The sequence below is a fragment of the Paenibacillus baekrokdamisoli genome (assembly GCF_003945345.1).
GTDB classification, from domain to species: domain Bacteria; phylum Bacillota; class Bacilli; order Paenibacillales; family Paenibacillaceae; genus Paenibacillus_Z; species Paenibacillus_Z baekrokdamisoli.
In genome coordinates this window covers 6,685,320-6,705,440 of record NZ_AP019308.1, presented here as the reverse complement: position 1 = coordinate 6,705,440, position 20,121 = coordinate 6,685,320, and the positions used below count along the sequence as shown (strand labels likewise).

Here is a 20,121-nt window from a genome sequence, read left to right as displayed (position 1 = left end):
TCATTTCGTTACCGTCTCTTCAAGCACGATCTCACGTCCCGTCGCACAGGAAGCCGCAATCGCATCGGCCACTTCAACGCCATGAACGGCATCGGCGAACGAGATGACGGTCGGATCTTCTCCCCGTGAAATACAGCGGCAAATATAGGTCAGCTGCTCCCGCAAACATCCTACCGATTGTCCATGCAGCTTCGTATGAATGTTCATATCAGGCGTCAGTCTGCCTCCGCTATTCCATATTTGCAAACCCGAGTTGCTAGTTTCAAAGTGGGCGGTGCCGCTCTGCCCAATCACTTCGATCGCATCTGCGATTTCGACTCCCGCTTCGTCCGGCGTCATCCAATTGCTGTGCAATACGGCCAAAGCGCCATTCTCGAATTCGAGGTTCGCCCACAGTACTTCCGGAGAGGCAGCGCCGGAAACGGATTTCCCATAAGCTTTCACGCTTCTGACACGACATCCGGCATACCAGATAGCCAAATCGATATCATGAATCATCAGTTCGAATACCGTATGTACGCGTTGAAAGGTATCGAATAAATAATGCTCCCGTGAACGTTTCATGTACATGCTGACCGGTGTACCGACCCGGTTCGACTGAACCGCTTCTTTAATCGCGGCATAGCGGGGGTCGAACCGGAGCAAATGCCCTGGCAGCAGCAAGCGGCCGCTGTCGGCAGCGGCAGCCTGCATTGCCCTTGCCTCGTCAGGCCGGGTCGTTACTGGCTTTTCCACTAGGACGTGTTTGCCGGATCGAAGCGCTTTCAAAGTCGGCTCCAGATGCTGGCTTTCGAAGGTCACCACACTGATCAAATCGATATCGTTCCGCTGCAGCAGGTCATCTGCATTTAAATAAAGGTTTACGATGCCGTATTCTAACCCCGCACGTTCCAGCCGTTCTGGCGAGCTGTCGCATATGGCCACGACTTCCGCTTGCCCAAGCGAGCTATAAGCTTCTAGATGGCACATGCCCCATCTGCCCAAGCCGAGAATTCCCACTCTCACTTTGTTCATTCGTTATCTCCCCCTCTATAAATTCGGTGGAATATCCAACCGTTCGAAGCAAGCATGCGCTTTTTCGATATGCTTCCAGGCTTCGGTCAACAGGAACGCGCCGTGCCCAGGAAACAAACTATCGATGCCGAGCCTGTGCAGCTTAGCTACCGTATCGGCGTATTCGGGTATAATGCAATCCCAGACATTCTGAATGACTACCTTCCCTCCGGCAAAAACCGAATCCCCGCTGAACAACAGCTTTCTTCTATCCCTCTCGAGCATAAAAGCGATGTGACCCCGCGCGTGGCCTGGCGTATCGACCACTTTCAGCACGGTGTTCCCGATGACAATCTCATCGTTCTCCTGCACGCCCCGTGCGACCGGGCAAGGCGGAAATTCGTAATCCGCCGGATACACACCCGCTCTTACCGCCGCGGTAATGCTTACCTTATCCCGGTCTCCCCGTTCAATCCAGGGCAAGATCTCCTTTGAAGTAATGACCTGTACCCCGTATTGACGGTGAAAATAAGCGGCACCGGCCGCATGATCGCCATGTCCATGGGTAAGGAGCAAATACCGAATTTGCGTCGGAGAAATTCCGATGCATTCGATATTCGCCACGATGCGCTCCGGCTCCAATCCCCCGCCGGAATCGATTAAGGCGTATTCCCCGCCTCCTCCGTCCAGCACGTAAACGTTGCAATCCATCGGATCGCTCAGTTGGATGCCATACTTGCCGCTGCCGACCATAAATATGCCTTCATCGACCTTGATCATGAAGGGATATAGGCGATGCATTCGATTTCCACGCGCATGCCGGGAGGAAATTTGCCGATTTCGACCGTGCTGCGGACGGGCGGCTCCTCTTTGAAGAAAGTGCCATACACGCTGTCGTACGTCCGGAAGTCATCCAATTCATCGATGAAGGAAGTCACTTTCACAACATGCTCCAGTGAGGTGCCGGCAGCCTTTAAGATTTCCTGCATATATTCAAGAACGACACGCGTTTGCCGCGCCATATCGTCCGGGCACAGTACTTCTCCCGTAGCGATATCGAAAGGACATGTTCCCGCCACGTAAACCATATCACCAAGCTTCACGGCCTGGGAATATGAGCCGCTCGGTTTCGGCGCTTTATCCGTAGTTATGATTTCCTTTTTCACAGTCGGCCTCTCTCCTCTTAATTGCCCTTGTAGTTACAAGCCAATTGATAATAAAACTCAGCCGCCTGTACAACTTCCGCGACCGGAACCCACTCTTCGGCGGAGTGCGCCTGATCGATCGAACCCGGACCGTACACGATAGACGGAATCCCTTCCCATGCCTGCAGCTTGCTTGCATTGCTTCCATAAGATACGCCGCGCAGCGACGGGTTCAAGCCGAGTGAGCCTGCGACGCGCTGCGCCGCCTGGACAACCGCGGCGCCATGAGGCGTGTTTAACGCTGGGTCCAACAACAGCGGCTCCACTGAAATTTTCGCGTCAGGGAGTGCTTCCTTCAACTGGCGCTCGAACACGGACAATACTTGTTCCGGTGTTTCTCCGGGAACGATACGCCGATCCACGCGGATTTCGCAATTTTCCGGAACAATATTAATCTGACTGCCTCCGTTAACGGTGCTGACGACGATTGTCGGCTGTCCACACAGCTCGCTCCCAAATTGCGCCAACTGAGGCTCAACCCGCTCCCTCACATGGCGAACGACATCCATCATCACATAGATAGCGTTGTCTCCCTTGTGCGGAACGGAGCTGTGAGCGGCTTTGCCGTGCGTTTGCACAGAGAAGCGAGCGCAGCCCTTATGCTCGACTACGATGCCGAGCTCCGTTGGTTCGCCGACAACGGCACCCGATAACGGAATATGCAGCGACATGAAAGCCGTAAGTCCCTGAAAAGCGTACTCCTCATCGACTGAAGCGCAGAAGACAAGGTCTGCGTTCAGAAGCTCCGAATGCAACGCGCAGCGCTCCATCATATGGATCATTCCCGCCAACGCGCCCTTCGTGTCGCATGCTCCTCTTCCATAAAGCCTGCCATCACGATAGAGTGGAATGAGCGCATTATCCATGCTCCCGATCGATACGGTATCCATATGCGCCTCGAATAGTAAGGCGGACTCTGGTTTGCCTACCCGCAATTCGGCAATAATATTGTCACGGCCTTCGGCAACGGGCTGGCGGGTAACCTGCAGCCCCGCCTTGCGCATACGCATTTCGATATAATCGGCAACGTCCCGCTCTCCCCGGGCGTCCTCCCCATAATGCGGATTGACGCTTTGAATACGGAGCAGATCGTCCAATATCTGTACAGCGGGGTGAATCGCGCCATCAATCGCCAATGATTCCATTCTTCTCACTCCTACAGCCAGTTGATATCGTCATAGGCCCAATTCTCAGCCTCGGGCAGTTCCCTGAATTCGTTAAACGAACGTAGAATATGTTTGCGCATCACTTTCTCTGCATGATCAGGATCGCGGCGTACAAGCGCGTCGATCAGTTCAGCATGCTGCTCGACTTCCTTATGCTTCGTCGATACTCGCCCCAGAATTCGTGCTGCAAGTGATATGTGGAACGTGATGGAATCATAGCTTGCGCTTAACCGGGAATGATTGGATAACCGGATAATGCTTTGATGAAGATATACAGAATCTTGGAGCAGCGAATCTACCGAATCGTCTGCCATCTTTCTCTTCATCTCTTCGAAGAATTGCACCAGTTCCTCGATATCTTCGTCGGTTGCAAACTGGACAGCCAAACGAATCGCAAGACCTTCAAGCATGGACCGCAGAGAATAGACCTCAAAAATATCCTTCATCTCGAACGTACGCACCATCGGCCCTTTGTTCGGCACAATCGTAATGATGCCTTCGCCAGACAGCTGCCGAATCGCCTCCCGGACCGGCGTTTGACTGATGCCGAGATCTTTGGCAACCTTCGTCTCCACGATCCGATCGCCGGGACTGAGATGCCCGTCGAGAATTTGCTGCTTGATAAACTCGGCCAAATCCACGCTCATGCTTTGCTTTTCCAAAAATGTTTGTCGGGTTATAGGTTCCTTCATCGATTATTACCAACTTTCCATCATAATTATTTTCCATATCTTATATAATACCTTAAATATAAAAGATAGTATAGAAAACTCACACGATGTAAAGGACAATCGAATCAAGGTTTGAGCAAAATTTTTCCACTGGTTACTTTACCGTCGACCAATTGTGCAAACGCCTGAAAACCTTCTGAAAGCGGACGAATTTCAGTCCAACCCGTCTCCGTTATTTTCCCGGCGATCAACAAATCTACAGCATCCTGAAAATCCTGGCGCGTGTAGCAGAACGAGCCCAATATCTCAATTTCATTTCGTATCACATGGTTAATAGGTAATACCGTTTCGTCGATGCCCAGTCCAATGTTCATGAAGGTTCCGCCGGGATTAAGCAGCTTTATAGCCGCCTCTCTGGTCGGTTGGAAGCCTGCGGCATCAATCACAACATCTATCCCTTTCGAACCAAATACTTGCTCCGCCCTCTCTTCCAACTTATCCTCGCGTGCATTAGCGGTCTCTTCAATCCCCACACTCCGACTCATCGTCAATCTTGCCTGATTGGTATCCACAATCATCACCTTCGATGCTCCAAGCAGCGAAGCTGTCATGGCGCAGAGCAAGCCGATGCCGCCGGCGCCGAAAACAACAACATTGGAAAAAGGATGTCGTTCCATCGCTCTCCGAGTCGCCCGAAGCGAACAAGCAAGCGGTTCCGCAAGCGCAGCACGAAATGAACTCATCGATTCAGGCACTTCGATTACGGCCTCAACAGGGACGATCGCCCACTCTGCGAATGCACCGGGTTGATGAATGCCAATAATTTTTCTACTCTCGCACAATTGGGTCAGCCCCTTAAGACACTGACCGCAATTTCCGCAGAAGAGTAACGGATTAACAACGATTTTTTTGCCTATTAGAGCTCCGTTCTCTTGATTGCCAACCTGCTCTACAACGCCACAAAACTCATGTCCCATAATTAAAGGAGGCTTGCGAAGACTGTTATGCCCCAAATACCCTTCGATTTCCGAACCGCATATCCCCACAACCTCTATACGCACAAGGACTTCATTATCTTGAGGAACGGGACGCTCCCGCTCTTCCCAATCCATTCTTTCCGCTGCACTCCAAACTAAAGCTTTCATTGCGTACCTCCATCCTTATACGGTGTCTATTTATTATATATAATACATAATGTATAAGTTACCCTATGGTTTTTGCTTTGTCAATCCATTTTTTCACACCGGTTGAAAGCCCTTACCGCGTATTGACATAATAGAAATTTATATTAAGATTTACGTGTGGGATTATATATTAAATATTATATTTATTACTAGGGAGGGTTTAGAATTGACAATAAAAGTAGGAATTGTTGGTGCCCGAGGCTTAAGTACAATTCGAGGCTTTCAATCAAGTCCTGAAGCGGAAGTCGTAGCTATATGTGATTTAGACGAATCCTTGTTGGCGGAAGCTTCAAAGCAGTTTAATATCCCCAGAACGTACCGGATATTCGAAGATATGCTGGAATCAGATATTGATGCGGTCGTCATTGCGACACCCATGCAATTACACACGCCGCAGACGCTGGCCGCTCTTGAAGCAGGAAAACATGTCCTGAGTGAAGTTACTGCTGGAGTCACGATGGATGAGCTATGGTGGCTTAAAGAAAATGTTGAAAAACATAACCAGGTTTATATGATGGCAGAAAACTATTGTTATATCCCTGAGAATCAGCTGATCAATAATATGGTCGAGCAGGGTTTGTTCGGTGAGGTGTATTTCGGGGAAGGGGAGTATATACACGACCTCAAAAGCCTTACAGTAGGATATAACCGTCCATCTTCGAACAATCAGAAGACTTCCTGGAGAAAGTATTGGCAGACCGGCAAACGAGGGGCTTTCTATCCGACTCACAGTCTGGGACCGGTCATGAAATGGTTCAAAGGTGATCGAATCGAAAGTGTCTCCTGTTTCGGCACGGGCTGGCATACCTCTCCCGAGCATAAACAGGAGGATACTTCGATTACATTATGTAGACTGGCTAGCGGAAAATTAATCAAAATCCGCATCGACTGTATTTCCAATCGTCCGCACAATATGTCTTATTACTCCCTGCAAGGCACCAAAGGATGCTATGAAGCCCCAAGAGGACTCGGAGATCAGCACAAAATCTGTTTAACGGCAGGACAAAATGATAAAGACAATCTTCAATGGCAGCCGTTAAAAGATTTCTATCATTTACTTCCCGAACGTTATTTGAATGCGACAGAAGAGCAAAGAGAATCAGGTCATTGGGGTGGTGATTATTTCATCATTCAGGATTTTATCGACGCAATTACTAAGAACGTACAGCCCTCAATCAATGTCTATGATGCCTGCGAATGGACTGCCGTCGCCTTTCTTTCCGAGTTGTCTGCAATGAACGGCGGCAAGGCAATTCCTATGCCGAATTTCCGAACCAGCAGTTCATTTAAGGATCAAATTATCAACTTATCCTGAGAGAAGCTAAATGTTATGCGATTTTCTTCTATGGCTTTTTGAGGAACAATGGGTGTGATATCACTCTCACCCATTGTTGCTTGTCAAATAAAAGAGAGGATGTGTCAAGTCATAGATCATGTATCGAATCTACGATTAAATTTATTTCCATTTGGACCTTATTGATATTCACTTTCCAATTTTCCTCACTAAAGCCGCTTTCCAACATTAAGTCCAACTCAATAACAGCTGATAACAAGGAGTCCGCACACAGATTTCCTGCAACACCTCTTAAAGTATGAACCACTCTGCGAATCTTCGAAAGCTGCTTTCTAACCAAGGCCTCCTCAACATCTTGTGCGAAATTGTGATACTCCTCGTTAAATTTCTTAATTACATATTGGACAATGTGAATTTTTCCATCCAATTGTTCCAGCAGCCGCTCCGCATGAATGCCCTTCAGATGATGAAGCCAGTCAAGATTCTGCCATTTGTCGATGATTTCTTCCAACCGCTTTACATCCACAGGTTTTATCAAAATGTCGTTCATTCCGATTTTCAAACAATTTTCATGATCTTGCTTCATCACATTTGCCGTCAGGGCGATAATTGGCATTCGATTGTACAATTTGTTTTGCCTAAGCTTCTTTGTTGTTTCGTAGCCATCCATTTCCGGCATATGAAGGTCCATGAGAATGAGATTCCAATTTAAAAGGTTCGCCTTTTCCAGTACCTCGAAACCATTTATAGCAATCTCAACAGAATAACCCAATTGTTTGAGAAGCTCTGAAATGACCAACTGATTAATTTCATTGTCTTCCGCAACTAGAATGCAGCCTTTGGTTTCAACTACTTTACCTATGAACTTATTATGGTTTAGGCTGTGATAAGATTCATCCCTATCCTGATTCTGTGTCAGTGCTTGAAAGGTTTGAAATAAACTAAATCTGCTGATTGGCTTTATTAATGTAGCATCAGCTCTTAGCTCGTAAGGAAGCTGTAACAGTTCCTCTCTACCGAAAACAGTTGTAATAGCAATAACCCTTGTCTTCTCTCGATTTAAAGAGTCCAAGAAACGTTTCCAAATTTGGAGGGCGTTCATATGATCCATTTCCATATCCACTACAATGAAATCAATCTGATGAGAATAATCAACAGAAGCGTCTTTATTTAACGTTTGGAATAACTCTGAAGTTGACGAAACAGTCCCGACCCGTAATTGAAATGAACTCGAAATTTCAGATAAATAATCACGGGCAAGCGGGTAATCTTCAGCTATAATCACACGCAGGTTGCCTTCAACAAGTTCAGGAGCAGGATTTATTTCTTGCCGATTTCTTTCAAACATCACGCTAAAGAAGAATGTGCTGCCTTTCCCGAGGATACTCTCTACCTCCAGCATTCCCCCCATAGACTCGACGAGATGCTGACAAATAACCAAACCTAGTCCTGAACCGCCATATATTCGACTTGTTGAAATATCCGCTTGTGCAAAGGGCATAAATAGTTTGGATAGCTGCTCCTCAGAAATACCAATTCCGGTATCCTCAATAGAAAAAGATACAAGGAGATGATCATCAACGTACTCCTCTAATCTTACTTTGATCAAAACATGGCCATTTTCCGTGAACTTGATCGCATTATTGGTCAAATTGATTAACACTTGTTCCAATCGGAAAGGATCCCCGTTGACTACGACAGGTAGATCGGCTGAGGTATCGATAATCATCTCTATTTGCTTCATTCCAAGTGTTACACTGGATACATCAGCCAGTCTCTGAAACAACTCATCCAAAGAGAAATCTACTTTCTCAAGCGTAATTTGACCCGCTTCAATTTTAGAAAAATCCAATATATCGTTTATCGTTCCAAGCAGGGCATTCGATGAAGACTGAATTTTGTCCATATACTCTTTTTGGATATCCAAAAGCTCCGTTCGCTGCATGAGCAATGATAAGCCAATGATTCCATTCAATGGAGTTCGTATTTCATGGCTCATTCTGGCCAAAAACTGGCTCTTTGCCTGATTAGCCGCTTCCGATTCCCTTCTTCTTTTATAGTCGGTAATGTCGTGAATGTTTCCAATAATCCCCTTCATCTCGTGCCCCGCAGCATCAAAATAAGGCGTCAGCGTTAGGATACATTCATATTTTTCACCGCAAGGCATTTCAATGTCTGCTTCAAATTTCTGTGTTTTCCTACTTACCACAGCCATCCTTAAGCGTTCCAGCCATTCGCGCTCCGAATCTATTTTTACCAATTCCGTCAGCAATTTGCCCAACAGTTGTTCTGAATCACACTGAAAAGCTTTACAAAACTTCTGATTTGCAGAAACCAATTTGCCATCAGACTGGAACCCAATAATAAAATCCTGTGAATTCTCGACGAGTGCACGATACAGCTGCTCGCTCTCCTTAATCCGATTTTGGGCCAGAATGTGATCGGTCATATCCAAAACCGTGCCAATCACTTCTTTGACCTCTCCGGCAGCATCTTTAACCGGGAATAAAGATGTAATAATAACCAGCCCGTTATACTCCATTTCGTAGGCGTTCGCCTCGCCGCGCCAAGCTTTGTCGTAACTTTCCAAAACAATGGGGGGAAGGTTCTCTAGATTGAATGGTGTTCCAAATGTGGATGAATATCCTTCAATTAATTTATGTAAAAGCTGTCCTTCCAACATGGTATGAATATAGGAATTTTCCTTGTCTTTCACAAACTTGAACGTCACCCCTGGCTGAAAACGAAGCATGTCCAGCACTCCTTTTTGCACATCTTCCAGCTGTTGCTGCAGCTTGTTAGAGCGAATTAAATAATCCAGAATTGCAGCTGTATACAATCCACCGACAACAATCATCGTCAGATAAAGCGGATTTATCGGCACATGAAAAAAGAGATACAGGGTCATCTGCCCAACAACGGTGCCTAGAAGCAGCAAAAACCATCGTTTCCAATAACCAGCGATATACTTAAGAATGAAATGGCCCATGATACAAAAGCTGACTCCGGCTACAAGAACACGGGGAATAGCGGTATAATCCATAAATCCAGATTTCGTGACCACCCCGAAATAAAACAGGATAAACGTCAACACCGAAAAACATAGCGCAAAATCACGAAACATAATTTCCCCCTATACTATTTATTCCCACTAAATATGTTCAGCGAGCGCTCAACTCCAGCCACGCGACAGCATTCCTCCTTGGTGATTACGATAATCCCGAGGATACCCTACTTTTTTGTTGTCTGCATAGACTCCAAATCATGGTAATTCATCCGTATTGGTATATCGCAATTCAAGAAAATACACCTCGCACAATTGGTTAATGGTGGTGGGTGTCTTCCATCTTCCAATTGCACTTCGGTGCATTTTTGTTTTTTATCCGATTTTATGAGCTTTTTGAATTTGAGCTTTAAGGAAATACGAATAGAAGTAGGGGAACAGCGAGGAGGAGATCTCTCCCTCAAAAAGCAGACTGCTGTAGTTTCTACAGCAGTCTCGAAAGATGAGCCTTATTTTAAGGATTAAATTTTAAAAACAGATACGGAAGTATGAAGGTCTTCGGCAAGCTCCGCCAGCGATTGGCAAGTAGCAGCCGTTTCTTCCGATGCGGCTGCGGATTCCTCACTGGCAGCGGCAATCGACTGGACGGACAGCATAACTTCGGTAGCTTGGGCTGCTTCTTCTTCGCAGGCAGCCGCGATTTCATGGACTTTTTGCGAGGAATCATCGACCATTCGAATAATCGTTTGGAACGCTTCTCCTGTTTGGGAGGACTGTGCCACACTTTCCAGCACAGCCTCCACACTTTTTTTGGTGTTATCTTGCATCACTTTAATAATAGCTGAGATCTCTTTAGTCGCTTGGCTGCTGCGCTCCGCGAGTTTACGAACCTCGTCGGCAACGACAGCAAACCCTTTACCTTGTTCTCCTGCCCGAGCCGCTTCAATGGCGGCATTAAGCGCAAGCAGATTGGTTTGATCGGCAATATCATCGATGACCTCGATAATGGAACCGATTGTCAAAGAATCATCTTCTAGACGAGCCATCGTTTGGTTAACCTGCTGCATGCCCCTTAAAGACGCTTGTACGACCTTCTCGCCTTCACTGGCGGTAACCACGGTTTGTTTCGACAGCTCTGCTGCATGCTCGGCATTTAGAGCTACGGAATTAATAACAATTGTCAATTCTTCAAACAGTTCCGAGATGGATTGGGCCGAATTAGCTTGATTCGTGCTGCTGCTGGCGATTTCTTCCGTACCTGCAGATATTTCTTCAGAAGCGGCTGCCACACTTTGCGAGGATTGCAAGATGCCCCCGATCAGCTGCTGATAGCTAGCGATCATCTGATTAATAGAAACCGAGAGCTGGCCTACCTCGTCTTTGGTATCCATATCAAGCTTCTCTCGCAAATCACCGCTTGCTACTTTAGCGACCAAGGACACCATTTTATTCAATGGCCGAGCAATCATTTGTGCGATTATATATCCCAAGATAATGCTAACGAGGAAAGCGATGATAACAACAACAATGGTGATAGTCCGGGCAGTCCTATACTCTTTATTCGCTGTCTCATTAACTTCTTTAGCCAATTTGACATTGATGTCCATCAATTTAACCAAGCTCTCACGTAAATTGGTTGCCGCAGTTCTTAATTCCGTCGTCTTAAAATTATTGAATTCTGTGATGTCATCCTTATACGCAAGCTGAGTCGCAGTTTCGAAAGCCTTCGAATAAGCCGGATAAAGTAAATCAAAGTTCTTTAGTTCGTCTTTCTCAGGCTGGGTAAGCGGAGTATTCCGGTAAGTATCGATCCTTTCCTGAATATCTTTCAGGCTAACCTGAGCATTAGTAACTAACTTATCTTTATCCGCTTTCGTCGCAGCGGTGCCTATGTCACGGATAGCAACTCGCATTTCTTGCGTACTGTACTGTGCTTCAGACAAGTTTTGCACGGAAATGAGGTTGTTGCTGTACATCGTTTTGAGATAGTTATCCATCAGGCGTAAATTTGAAATGCTATAAATACCAACTGCAGCTACAATAATGGCAATGATAACGAATGCGGAAATTAATTTAACCGAAGTTTTCAAATTCATGATGATCTTCATTTGGTTCACCCTCTGTTTCATAATTTGTTATTTCATCTGTACATACATTTGCTCTTCATTTCACCTACGGGGTAATGAGTTCCACGATCCGTTCGACGTCAGTGGGTGGGCTGAAATAATAGCCTTGAAGCAGTCCACAGCCATAATCCTTGAGCAAATGCAATTCCTCTTCTGTCTCCACACCTTCGGCCACGACCTGAAGACCCAGATTATGAGCCATCGCAATCATCGTATTAACAATCGCCGCGTTTACCTGATTATGCTGCAGCCCCTTTATAAAGGATTGATCGATTTTCATTTTATCAATCGGGTAGTCCTTCAGATAACCAAGCGAGCTGTATCCTGTCCCAAAATCGTCCATAGCTATCTGGACACCCAGCTTCTTGAGCTCATACAGCGTATCCAATGCTACTCTGACATCCATGGTCATGCTCTCGGTTATTTCCAGCTCCAAATATTGAGGCAGCAGCTCCGTCTCCTCCAATATTTGTTGAATCGTCCTGCTCAATCGTGAATCATTAAACTGACGGCTGGACAGGTTGACTGAAATAAACATTTTTGGCAAGCCAGCGACCTGCCATATCTTGTTTTGCTTACAGGCTTCTTTTAAAACCCACTCCCCAATCTCAAGAATAAGTCCGGTTTCCTCGGCAACCGGAATAAAGTCGGAGGGCGGTACGTGCCCAAGATGAGGATTATGCCATCGGAGAAGACTCTCCAGACCTACAATTTGACCTGTGTAAGAATCAACCACCGGCTGATAAAGAAGACGCAATTCCTCATTCTCAATCGCTTTGCGCAAGTGGTTCTCTAGCTCCATGCGTTTATGAAACCGTTCATTCATTTTCCTGCTGTAAAACTGATAGCTGCTGCTTGCTTGTTCTTTGGCGTTGTACATGGCCATTTCCGCTGCTGCTATCAAACTTTCAACTTCGGTTGCATCATGTGGGAATCGGCTGATCCCCATGCTTACACTCGTATGGATCTCTTGTCCGTTCAGCAGAATAGGCGCTTTGACAATGCTCAATATCTGCTCAGCGGTCGTTGCAATACCCTCCGGACTGTTCAAGGGCAGCATCAATAAGTACGTATCCCCTCCCACTCGCGCAACTCTTCGTCTTCCCTGGATGCTTCGTTCCAATCTGCGGGATATAATTTGTAAAAGCCAGTCTCCTGTATCGTGCCCGAGCGTATCATTAATCAACTTAAAATGATCAAGTCCCACATAAAGCACGGCAAAACTATTCGATGCCGATTGCGCTTGATCCAGTGTTTGTCTAAGGAACTCCGAAAAAAACTTCCGGTTAGGCAGACCTGTAAGCTGATCGTGATTGGCTAAATAATTCATATGCTCTTCTGTTCTTCTTTGCTCCGTAATGTCAACACTTAGAGACATGACCTCAATGACCTTACCGTCCCGAACAACTGGCCTTAACACAGTCAAGTAGGACAAGCTCTTCCATTCTGTCTGGTACCGGATGACCCTTTGTTGAGACCAGGACTTAGAATAATGAATCCAATGGTGCTCTGCAATCTGCGCAGGGTAAAAGTCATGCAATTCCTTATCGACGATCTGTTCCGGCTTCAAGCCCATTCGAAACAACAGCTCACCTTCGCAGCTCGTATGAAGGAAACGTCCCTGCTCTTCGATAAATTTGAACACCATTCCATTCTGCTGCGAAAGCGTTTTGCGAAATTCCTGCTGTGCAATTCGTAAGTCTTCTTCCATTTTTACGCTATAATTTATCCACTCCAATAGTACCTTTACAGCCATTTCCTTCGACGAGGCGACCGTTCCAAAGAAGCCGTGAACCCCATTTTTAATCGCAATTTTACACCGTTGCAGAAACTCTTCGGTCATCAAATCGTTAACTGGCTTTTGAAACAGGATATCTTTATGAAAATAATCCGCAGCACCCATACGCATGGCTTGAATCGTCTGCATCGAGCCTTCGGACGTATAACTGCTGAGCATGACCACAGGGACAGGACAATGATTCATAATAAAATGAAGCGCAGTAAGACCATCCATTTCAGGCATTTCCACATCGATGACAACCAAATCCGGCCTGAATTCCACGATACAATCGAGTGCATCCAGTCCATTCTTCGCTGTTCCTGCAATAAAAAATTGTGAATCCTGCTCAAACAATGCCATCGCCATTTGCCTCATCAAGCTGGAATCATCAACAATCAGAACTCCGTATCTGTCCATTGTATTCATCAGAAGCCAGCCTTTTGCTCTTGATTCTCGCTTTCTTGCGGCAGCAAGCGTTCCACATCCAATAATGTGATTAATTGATTATTCGCTTTGCAAATCCCATTGACAGCTTGACGCAGCCGGCCTTCCATTCCTTCCGGAACGGGTTCAATCGCATCTTCGCCGATTGTCAGCACTTGAGTCACCCGATCCACCCAAAACCCAACATCCTTGTTACCGACTTCGATAATCATGATACGGTTTTCCGGAGATTGCGCTTGCATCGCCATGCCAAGGCTGAGCCTGAGATCGTAAACAGGCAGCAAGGCGCCTCGAAGATTGATAATTCCCAATAAGAAGGGATCGCTAGAAACCATTTGGGTCAGCTGAGTCGGCGTAATGATCTCCTTGACCTTATGGATATCCAGTGCGTAAGTTTCCGAGTCCAGCGCAAAGGTCACCAACTTCAAATCCTTAACAACCTTAGAACCGGGCTGCTTCCCATCACCCAAAGTCCGGGCGCTCCCGCTATTTCGGATAATGGATCCAACATCCAGAATAAGGGCAATACCCCCATCCCCCAGGATGGTCGAGCCGGCAATAAAGGGTACGTGCCCCACATAATTCCCCAGTGTTTTAATAACGATTTCTTGATTACCAATCGGATGATCGACCAAAAGACAGACCCGTTTCTCCGCCATACCGACGATTACGATGAACATTCGGCTCTTTTCGTGACTCTCTCTCGGTTCTTGACTGGAGACACGAAGAATATGGTTCAATCGGACCAATGGGACGATGTCACCTCTAACCATACATACCTCGCGCCCTTGGAGCGTCTTAATATCCTCCTCATGCAGTCTGGAAATTTCGATCACATTGACGAGCGGTAAAGCGTATGTGCGGCTATCGACTTCAACCAACAAGGAACGAATGATGGCAAGCGTTAATGGAAGCTTGATGGTAAATATCGTTCCTTGACCTAATGTGGTATCAATATCAATAATCCCGTTCAGCTTTTCGATATGCGCACGTACAATATCCATGCCGACTCCTCGACCGGACAAATCAGTTACCCGCTCGGCTGTGGACATCCCGGAACGGAATATAAGCGAGATAAGCTCTTTGCGTGATAGACGATTTGCTTCCTCTTCAGTCAGGAAGCCCTTCTCGATTGCCTTCCGCTTGTTTCTCTCAGGGTCGATCCCACGACCGTCATCTGCAATCGTTAGTACGATTGCATTCTCTTGATGCGTGGCTTTCAGCACGATCTGACCTTTGGTTGGCTTCCCGATCCGCGCCCTTTCTTCCGGCGGCTCCAACCCGTGGTCGGCAGCATTGCGCAGCATATGGATCAGCGGATCGCTGATTTCTTCGATCAGAGTGCGGTCCAGCTCCGTTTCTTTCCCCTCGATCGTTAATTCAATTTCTTTGCCTGCCTGCTGCGCCAAATCGCGGATCAGGCGAGGGAAGCGATTGAACAACTGTTCGATTGGAAGCATCCGAGTTTTCATCATACCTTCCTGCAGCTCGCCGATCACCCGACCCAAATGGTTGGTGATATCCTCTAACGAGCCGATTTCATTCTCGCCCTTAAAACGGCTTCTGAGTTGTCTCCCCACTTCATGCAGACGCGTCTGATCGATAATTAATTCCCCCACGAGATTGATCAGATGCTCCAGACGACTGACATCGACACGTACAGTTTGGCTGATATTCCCTTTGTTTTCCTTACCGGAAATTTCGGCTGCTTCGTTATTTTCAGTAGCCGGTACAAATACTTCCGGTAGAATCAATTTCTTGGACTCCGTGAGGGACTCAGGTTTAACAGGCACAATCGAGATGTGGTTTAAGTAGGAACTTACCTTCAATTCCTGAATATAGCTCTCCATGTTTTCACTTGTTGAGAACAAGCCATATATAGGGCAAGGCTGCCATTGCTCAGATAACATTTCACTAATTGAAGGACGGAAATCATGGAAATTCCCCTTCATCTTTAATTGTTCAACAAGCAGCAATGCTCTTGCCGCGGGCATCTCGATATCTGCCTTCATGGAAAAATTCACGATACTGAGCTTCTCATTCTCTTTAAGGCCAGTAAGAAACGAAGGAATGTCTTGATCCTCGAAGAGCTCGATCAGCAAATCGCCAGCTTGCAGCGGGGCATTCATGCCCGTTTCGTTCTCTTTGCTCTTCATCGCAACGTTTTCCGAAGGGCTCATGTAGGGTTCAAGCAGCTCCAGCAGCTCATATATCGGTTTCTCGACATGCACTCCCTGCAGAAACAGCTCTCTTTGCACTTTCAAATAATCAACGCAGCGAAACAGCACATTGACCAAATTAACATCCAACGCTAAACGATTGTTACGAAGCAAATCAAAAACGCTTTCCACCTTATGGGTCAAATCCTTAATTTGCTCGAAGCCCATTACAGCAGACGAGCCTTTAAGCGTATGTGCCGCTCTGAAAATAGTTTGCAGCACAGGCAGAGCATTTTGCTCGCTGACCCGTTCCAATTCAAGCAGCATTTGATCCAAAATTTGCAGTTGTTCCTCTAATTCATCCAGGTATATGCTCATGTATGCCGAAGTGATGTTATCCATGTTACAGCCCCCTCTGTTCGAGCACAGCTTCGATCGTCAATATGCTGACTAGCCGATCATCCGCATGTCCTATACCTGCTATCAGGTTCTGATCCACACGGTCACTGCCGACTGGCGTATTCTGAATACGCGAGAAGGTTGTAACATGATAAACCCTGTCGACTACTAATCCCACAGCGACTTCTCCGTGACATACAATCACAATGCGCGTGGAAGAGCTATGTCCGGTGTATGGCTTGCCTAATGTCTTGCACAAACTGACGACGGGAACCATTTTCCCCCTAAGATTGATGACTCCTTCTAGATCAGAATGGCTGTTGGGAATTTCGGCGATAGCCTGCATTCTGATAATTTCCTGTATCCCCAGGATGGGAACAGCAAACCGTTCGTGATGCAAACCTACTTCTATAAACTGCTGTGCATCCATGCTTACTAGACTCCTTTTTTGTTTCTACTTAGGTTTCCCTATATACATGGGAGCGAAATACTAGGTACAGCATATTTTGAAAAGGCTTTCAACATTCACACTAATAAGCCGCTAATATTATTGTTAGCATTATTAACGAAAACAAAATTTCATAGAGTCACTGAGTCACTCGCCCTAATCACCACTGGCTGCTTCGCCAATAATATGATGACCGCCTTTAGAAAGGATATCCTTTAACATCATTCTCATAAAAGCTGCGTCATCAACAACCAAAATATTTGCCATCTACTATGCCGCCTTTTTCATACAGGGTCTCTCCTAGCCTACCAAACGACTCCAAGCGCCCATCTATCGTGACTGGTATATGCATCACTTGTTTAACAGAATCAATTGTACATTCCAATAGTTCGCATACTTTTTCATTAGATGTTAGCAATGAAAATATTCCCTCCTTTAGAAATGTACAAACATAAAAAAATGTAATATTTCTATTACTTTTTACCTATTACTGAAATCATACTGTACAAATGTTAGTGTTGTTCCAGAGAATTTATTAGTTTTTTAACAATCAAATTAATACATAACTAATTTTCGCTTAAAATTATTAGGTCTAGCAGCTCAATGGAAAGTTAGTGCGTTTTAAAGATTCCTTTCCAAATTTCGACACAATATAATACAATTAATGAGCAGTATGCAAATATACCTTCTTACATTAGAACTTCAAAAAAACAGTTCAGAAAAGATAATTTGGGGGATTACTCATGCACAAGGTTTTATTAATTGAGGACGACGATATTATCGGTGAAATGATTCGCATGTATCTTACTGAGGAGAACTTCCTAGTTCTGCGGGCCCACAACGGACAGGAGGGCGTGCTTGTTCTTAACGAATTTGAACCGGAGCTCATATTACTTGACTTGAAGCTTCCCGATTTTGAAGGAACAGACTTGTGCAATACTCTCCGCAAAATCACCACGGTGCCGATCATTATCATTTCAGCAAACTCAAAGGTTAGCGAAAAAATCAAAGCTTTCACCGTTGGCGCTGACGATTATTTATGCAAACCATTCAGTATGCATGAGATGAAAGCCAGAATATTAGCCGTACTACGCCGATTAAAGCAAGCTCCTCCTGCTATGAAAACTGTTCATGCATTGAATCATAGTGAAGCTCCCAAAAGTGTCATAGACGTTAATATAGAGAAAAGAATTTTATTCGTTCAAGGGGAAGCGACTGAGATTACGTTCTCGGAATTTGAACTAATCAAGTTATTATTCGGAAATCCAGAAAAAGTTTTTCGGAGAGAAGATCTAATTAATGGATTGCGGGGATTTGATTATTTCGTAAATGATCGTTCTATTGACGTGCATATAACAAATTTGCGAAGAAAAATCGAGAAGAACCCCAAAGAGCCAAGACATATCAAAACAGTAAGGGGCGTCGGTTATAAATTCGTTTTGTAAATATTATTAATAAGCTTATCTTCCATGCCCTCCCCAAAATCCCCTGTCGTAGTTCTAGCCAGTACACCGAATGGATATATTCAAGAACCCCTTCCCAGAGCATCATGCTCTAGTGTCGCCTCCCGCTTCAGCGTATCGGGATAACGGTTAAACAGTTGAACTTTCCTCCCCATAAAAATTCACCCCTTAGCGTAGACATCGGTTTACCCTGGGGGTTTTACCAATGTCTACGCTAAGGGGTGCAGCTCAGATGATACAGCATAGCATAGCGTGAATGCTGCTAATTTCTATACAAGCAATTATTTAACCAATCTTCTCCGCTTCCCGCTCCTTGGCGTATCTATTCTCCGGAACCCGAACACCTAGGTTGCCGCGCAGCGTATCCGACTCATACTCTTCACGATACAGACCACGCTTCTGCAGAATCGGCACGACCTGCTCGACGAAGGTCTCGAATCCGCCAGGCACCCCACCTCCGACGATAAAGCCGTCCGCTCCGCCTTCCTCGAACCATTGCTGGAGAAGATCAGCCACTTTCTCAGGTGTACCGGTGAATGGACTTCGCGGTGTTGTAACCCGCAGGGCTACCTCACGCAGAGTGAAGCCTTTTTCCTTTGCTTCCTCCTTGATTCGGTCCGTCATGCTGCGGAAGCTGTTTTTGCCGAGTTCTCCAATCTCTGGGAATGGCTCATCCAGTGGATATTGCGAGAAATCATGATGCTCAAAAAAGCGTCCCAAATAGTTAAGTGCATCCGAAATGCTGACCAGCTGTGTTGATTCCGTATATATGCGCTCCGCCTCTTCTTCCGTGCTTCCGATATAGGCACCTATACCAGGGAAGATGAGAACCTCCTCCGGCGAGCGGCCTTGCTCTTTAACCCGTCTCTTGACATCCGCGTAATACAGCTTCGCTTCTTCTAGAGTCGGAGCATTTGCGAAGATCGCATCTGCTACCTTGGCTGCAAAGTTCTTACCATCCTCCGAGGCTCCCGCTTGGAAAATAACCGGCTGCCCCTGCTTGGATCTTCCGACGTTCAGCGGGCCTTGAACAGAGAAGAACTCCCCTTGATGATCCAAACGATGCATCTTCTGAGGATCAAAATATTCACCGGTCTCTTTGTTGCGCGTGAAGGCATCTTCCTCCCATGAGTCCCATAAGCCCTTGGCTACGTCCAAATACTCATCAGCGATTCGATAACGCACGGGATGTGCTGGATGCTCTGCTTTGCTAAAGTTAAGGGCTGTCCCCTCAAGTGGCGAAGTGACTACGTTCCAGCCTGATCGGCCGCCGCTAATTTGATCAATTGAACCGAATTGACGGGCTACTGTGAAGGGCTCGCTATAGGAGGTAGACAAGGTACCTACAAGCCCTATATTAGAAGTGACTGCTGCAAGCGCAGACAGAACAGTAATCGGCTCAAAACGATTCAGAAAGTGAGGAATCGACTTCTCATTGATAAACAAACCATCTGCAACAAATAGAAAATCAAATTTGCCTTCCTCTGCTTTCAACGCCAAGTGCTTATAATAAGGAAAATTCACACTGGCATCGGCGGGAGCATCTGGGTGTCTCCAAGCCGCCATATTCCCTCCAGCACCGTTAAGTATAGCCCCTAGTCTGATTTTTCGTGGAGTCGTCATTTTATCATCCCTCTCTTATTTCCGATAATTCCAAGTGATTAAATGTGTTTTATGGTCGTATTTTAACATTCTCATTCATACGCGTCTAATAAAAGTGTTCAATGCAGGTATAGCTTTTTTCTATACGAGAGCACGAGCTAATCCATTTTACAAATTTTTCAT

General features: G+C 46.0%; 14 protein-coding genes and 1 pseudogene. 2 read left to right on the top strand and 13 right to left on the bottom strand.

Annotated elements, in window-relative coordinates:
- The 6 genes from EKN16_RS29535 to EKN16_RS29510 form a co-directional block, all read right to left on the bottom strand.
- Entirely contained in the window at nucleotides 1–1,014 is a 1,014-nt protein-coding gene (locus tag EKN16_RS29535; protein WP_125664924.1) for a Gfo/Idh/MocA family protein, read from the bottom strand.
- Nucleotides 1,015–1,029: 15 nt separating this feature from the next.
- Nucleotides 1,030–1,773, bottom strand: a complete 744-nt coding sequence (locus EKN16_RS29530) for an MBL fold metallo-hydrolase (RefSeq protein WP_164523048.1) — start codon at nucleotides 1,771–1,773, stop codon at nucleotides 1,030–1,032.
- On the bottom strand, nucleotides 1,770–2,159 hold the full coding sequence (locus tag EKN16_RS29525; protein WP_125664920.1) for a RidA family protein: 390 nt from the start codon (nucleotides 2,157–2,159) through the stop codon (nucleotides 1,770–1,772). The genes EKN16_RS29530 and EKN16_RS29525 overlap by 4 nt, the downstream gene beginning before the upstream one ends.
- Before the next feature lie 17 nt (nucleotides 2,160–2,176).
- On the bottom strand, nucleotides 2,177–3,343 hold the full coding sequence (locus tag EKN16_RS29520) for a M20 family metallopeptidase (RefSeq protein WP_125664918.1): 1,167 nt from the start codon (nucleotides 3,341–3,343) through the stop codon (nucleotides 2,177–2,179).
- Between the two features lie 11 nt (nucleotides 3,344–3,354).
- Nucleotides 3,355–4,026 (bottom strand): GntR family transcriptional regulator, encoded by a 672-nt coding sequence (locus EKN16_RS29515; RefSeq protein WP_232016082.1) that lies wholly within the window; start codon nucleotides 4,024–4,026, stop codon nucleotides 3,355–3,357.
- Between the two features lie 134 nt (nucleotides 4,027–4,160).
- Nucleotides 4,161–5,180, bottom strand: coding sequence for a zinc-dependent alcohol dehydrogenase (locus tag EKN16_RS29510; RefSeq protein WP_125664914.1), 1,020 nt, complete (start codon nucleotides 5,178–5,180; stop codon nucleotides 4,161–4,163).
- A gap of 205 nt (nucleotides 5,181–5,385) precedes the next feature.
- On the opposite strand from EKN16_RS29510, the gene EKN16_RS29505 reads away from it, so the two are divergent.
- Nucleotides 5,386–6,534: a Gfo/Idh/MocA family protein gene (locus EKN16_RS29505; RefSeq protein ID WP_164523046.1), complete on the top strand. Its 1,149-nt coding sequence runs from the start codon at nucleotides 5,386–5,388 to the stop codon at nucleotides 6,532–6,534.
- A 109-nt stretch (nucleotides 6,535–6,643) separates the two neighbouring features.
- Here EKN16_RS29505 and EKN16_RS29500 read toward each other — a convergent pair whose 3' ends face one another.
- The 6 genes and pseudogenes from EKN16_RS29500 to EKN16_RS29475 form a co-directional block, all read right to left on the bottom strand.
- Nucleotides 6,644–9,607 carry a response regulator gene (locus tag EKN16_RS29500; RefSeq protein ID WP_232016080.1) on the bottom strand — a complete coding sequence of 988 codons (2,964 nt, stop codon included), beginning with the start codon at nucleotides 9,605–9,607 and terminating at the stop codon, nucleotides 6,644–6,646.
- Nucleotides 9,608–10,038: 431 nt separating this feature from the next.
- Nucleotides 10,039–11,646, bottom strand: coding sequence for a methyl-accepting chemotaxis protein (locus EKN16_RS29495; RefSeq protein ID WP_232016078.1), 1,608 nt, complete (start codon nucleotides 11,644–11,646; stop codon nucleotides 10,039–10,041).
- A 43-nt stretch (nucleotides 11,647–11,689) separates the two neighbouring features.
- Entirely contained in the window at nucleotides 11,690–13,840 is a 2,151-nt protein-coding gene (locus EKN16_RS29490; protein ID WP_164523045.1) for an EAL domain-containing protein, read from the bottom strand.
- An 8-nt stretch (nucleotides 13,841–13,848) separates the two neighbouring features.
- Nucleotides 13,849–16,428 carry a chemotaxis protein CheW gene (locus EKN16_RS29485; protein ID WP_125664906.1) on the bottom strand — a complete coding sequence of 860 codons (2,580 nt, stop codon included), beginning with the start codon at nucleotides 16,426–16,428 and terminating at the stop codon, nucleotides 13,849–13,851.
- 1 nt (nucleotide 16,429) lies between these two features.
- Entirely contained in the window at nucleotides 16,430–16,855 is a 426-nt protein-coding gene (locus tag EKN16_RS29480) for a chemotaxis protein CheW (RefSeq protein WP_125664904.1), read from the bottom strand.
- A 180-nt stretch (nucleotides 16,856–17,035) separates the two neighbouring features.
- Nucleotides 17,036–17,140: pseudogene (locus EKN16_RS29475) on the bottom strand (two-component system response regulator); the annotation flags it as partial.
- A gap of 476 nt (nucleotides 17,141–17,616) precedes the next feature.
- Here EKN16_RS29475 and EKN16_RS29470 point away from each other — a divergent pair.
- On the top strand, nucleotides 17,617–18,318 hold the full coding sequence (locus EKN16_RS29470) for a response regulator transcription factor (RefSeq protein ID WP_125664902.1): 702 nt from the start codon (nucleotides 17,617–17,619) through the stop codon (nucleotides 18,316–18,318).
- A 303-nt stretch (nucleotides 18,319–18,621) separates the two neighbouring features.
- Here EKN16_RS29470 and EKN16_RS29465 read toward each other — a convergent pair whose 3' ends face one another.
- A complete protein-coding gene (locus tag EKN16_RS29465; protein WP_125664900.1) occupies nucleotides 18,622–19,959 on the bottom strand; it encodes an LLM class flavin-dependent oxidoreductase in 1,338 nt (445 codons plus the stop codon).
- Nucleotides 19,960–20,121 lie beyond the last annotated feature (162 nt).